At 69.2% G+C, this 3,115-nt stretch carries 2 protein-coding genes and 1 pseudogene; all 3 read right to left on the reverse strand.

Annotated elements, in window-relative coordinates:
- A pseudogene (locus tag ACOADB_RS16855) lies at window positions 1–459 on the reverse strand (WYL domain-containing protein); the annotation flags it as partial.
- Between the two features lie 23 nt (window positions 460–482).
- Entirely contained in the window at window positions 483–1,610 is a 1,128-nt protein-coding gene (locus ACOADB_RS16860; protein ID WP_378600903.1) for an FKBP-type peptidyl-prolyl cis-trans isomerase, read from the reverse strand.
- Between the two features lie 58 nt (window positions 1,611–1,668).
- Window positions 1,669–3,030, reverse strand: a complete 1,362-nt coding sequence (gene pafA, locus ACOADB_RS16865; RefSeq protein ID WP_378600906.1) for a Pup--protein ligase — start codon at window positions 3,028–3,030, stop codon at window positions 1,669–1,671.
- Window positions 3,031–3,115 lie beyond the last annotated feature (85 nt).

The following is a 3,115-nucleotide window of genomic DNA, read 5'->3' on the forward strand; positions in this document are numbered from 1 at the left end:
GCACACCGCGACCCAGCAGGTCTCGAACGCCGGTTCCTCGGCGGTGAGGAGTGGCTGGGCGATCTCGAGGGCGTCGAGGTCGACATCGATGCCGGCGGCGGAGAGCTTGCGGACGGCGTCGGTGGTGGCCTGCGCCATCGTGGCGTGCTGCCAGACCCGCGACGCGATGCCGACGACGGCAGCCTCCTCGGAGGTGAGCTCGATGTCGGGCAGCGCGAAGGCCTCGGGCGGGATCCGGTAGCCGACCTCGTCCTCGAACAGCGGATCGATCGAGGCGACCTCGACGGGCACTCCGAGGCTGCGCAGCTCGTCCTTGTCGCGCTCGAACATCTTCTCAAAGGCGTCCGGGCGCGAGTCGGGGTACAGCAGCTCGCGGATCCGCTCCTTGGCGATGGGTCGCCGCTGGACCAGGAGCATGATCAGCAGGTTGAGCAGGCGCTCGCTCTTCGGAGCAGGCATGGGATCGATTCTGCCCGGTAGGGCTACTCCGAGGACCCGTCGGTCGGCTCGGTCGAGGCGGTGCCGGTCGCGGACCCGCTGGGGGTGGCACTCGGGGACCCGCTCGGCGAGGCCGTTTCCTTCGGCTCGGGTGCGGGCTCCGGGTCGGCGACGTCGAGGATGTCGACGATGAAGTACAGCGTGGAGTTGGCCGGGATGTCCTCGCCCTGCGCCTCCTTGCCGTAGCCGAGGCTCGGCGGGATCTGCAGCAGCACGCGGCTGCCGACCGGAAGCCCGACCAGTCCCTTCGACCAGCCCTCGACGACGGAGGCGGCGTCGCCGCCCACGGTCGCCTCGAGGCCGCGACCGTCGGTGTAGCTCTGGTCGAAGGGCGCCTTGCCCTTGGGGATCTGGCCGAGGTAGCTGGCGAGGATCTTCTGGCCGCTCTTCACGACCGGGCCGGTGCCCTTGACGAGCGTGGCGACCTCGAGCTTGCCGGACGGTGCCGGCGCGTTCTTGAAGTCGAGGCTGGACGGAAGCCCGTCCTTCTCGACGATGGCCGGCGCCCAGGCGGGAGCCTCCTGCTCGGTGCCCTCCGGGCCGGCGAGGGCGGTCAGGTCGGCGACGTAGAGCAGGCCGTCCTCGTTGCCGATGTCGAGGCTGGCGAACGCCGAGGCAGCCTGGGCGTTGCCGAGGTAGTCGCCGATGACGTCCTTGCTGTTGATCGTGACCGCGATCCGGCTGCCGATCTTCTGGCCCGCCTCGATCTTGTCGGCAAGGCCCGCGACGAGGACGTCGGCGACGCTGGCCGGCTCCTTCTTGGCGCCGACCTTGAGCAGCGTGCCGACGGTGTAGTCGTCGTACGTGTCATAGGTGATCTTGTGCGTGTAGCCGTTGGCGAGGGTGAAGTCGATCCGCACCACGTCGTCCTTGGCGATGGCAGGACCGTCGCCCTCGGTGAGGACCTTCGTCTGCGCCTTGCCTGCGGCGAGAGTGCCCTTCCAGTCCAGCTTCGGCGTGGACCCGACGGCGCCGCTGACGGCCACCGCGTCGAGGCCCTTGAGCTCGTCACTGTCGCCTCCGCAGGCGGTCAGCGCGAGGCTCGCCGGAAGCAGGGCGGTCAGCAGCAGGGCGGTGGGACGCGCAATCACAGGGCGCAGGCGGTCGAGCACGCGCAAACCTTACCCATTCGCCCATGGCGGGACGGCACCCCCACGGCGGGTGGCGCGGTCACATGCCGTCGATGAGTCGCTGTACCCGCTCGTCGTACGCCCGGAAGGGGTCCTTGCACAGCACGGTCCGCTGCGCCTGGTCGTTCAGCTTGAGGTGCACCCAGTCGACCGTGAAGTCGCGACGGCGCTCCTGGGCGCGGCGGATGAACTCGCCGCGAAGCCGGGCCCGGGTGTTCTGCGGTGGCACGGACTTGGCTTCGAAGATCTTCAGGTCCGTGGTGACCCGGGCGACCGAGCCACGCTTCTCCAGCAGGTAGTAGAGGCCCCGGCCACGGTGGATGTCGTGGTAGGCGAGGTCCAGCTGCGCGACCCGCGGGTGGCTCATCGGCAGGCCGTGCTTTGCGCGGTAGCGATCGATCAGCTTCCACTTGATGACCCAGTCGATCTCGCGGTCGACCAGGCCCCAGTCGTCGGACTCCACGGCCTTCAGGCCGCGCTCCCACAGGTCGAGCGACCGCTCGATGATCGGCGTGCTGATCCCCCGGCGGTCGACGAAGTCGCGCGCCTTGGCGAGGTACTCGCCCTGGATGTCGAGGGCGCTGGCCTCGCGGCCGTTGGCGAGCCGGATCTTGCGGCGTCCGGTGACGTCGTGCGAGATCTCGCGGATGGCCCGGATCGGGTTCTCCATCGTGAGGTCGCGCATCACGACGCCCTCCTCGATCATCCGCAGCACCAGGTCGCAAGAGGCGACCTTGAGCATCGTGGTCGTCTCGCTCATGTTGGAGTCGCCCACGATGACGTGCAGCCGGCGGTACTTCTCGGCGTCGGCGTGCGGCTCGTCGCGGGTGTTGATGATCGGACGGCTGCGGGTGGTCGCGCTGGAGACGCCCTCCCAGATGTGCTCGGCACGCTGGCTCACGGAGTAGGACGTCCCGCGGGGCGTCTGCGTGACCTTCCCGGCGCCCACGATGATCTGGCGGGTCACCAGGAACGGGATCAGGATGTCGGCGAGGCGGCTGAACTCGCCGGCCCGGCCCACGAGGTAGTTCTCATGGCAACCGTAGGAGTTGCCGGCGGAGTCGGTGTTGTTCTTGAAGAGGTAGATCTCCCCGGCGATGCCCTCGTCGTGCAGCCGCTGCTCGGCGTCGAGCAGCAGGCCCTCGAGGACCCGCTCCCCCGCCTTGTCGTGCGTGACGAGCTCGCCGATGTCGTCGCACTCGGGCGTGGCGTACTCCGGGTGGCTGCCGACATCGAGGTACAGCCGGGCGCCGTTGCGCAGGAACACGTTGCTCGAGCGCCCCCAGCTCACGACCTTGCGGAACAGGTACCGCGCGACCTCGTCCGGGCTCAGCCGGCGTTGACCCCGGAACGTGCAGGTGACGCCGTACTCGTTCTCGATACCGAAGATTCGGCGGTCCATGATGGAACCCTACGCGAGCGGAGGCGCCACCGGCGGCTCTTCCGGGCCGTCGCTTGTCGGAGTCGGGGTCGGAGCTGCGTCCGGC

Origin of the sequence: Nocardioides sp. CPCC 206348 (assembly GCF_048654705.1) — a bacterium.
GTDB lineage: Bacteria > Actinomycetota > Actinomycetes > Propionibacteriales > Nocardioidaceae > Nocardioides.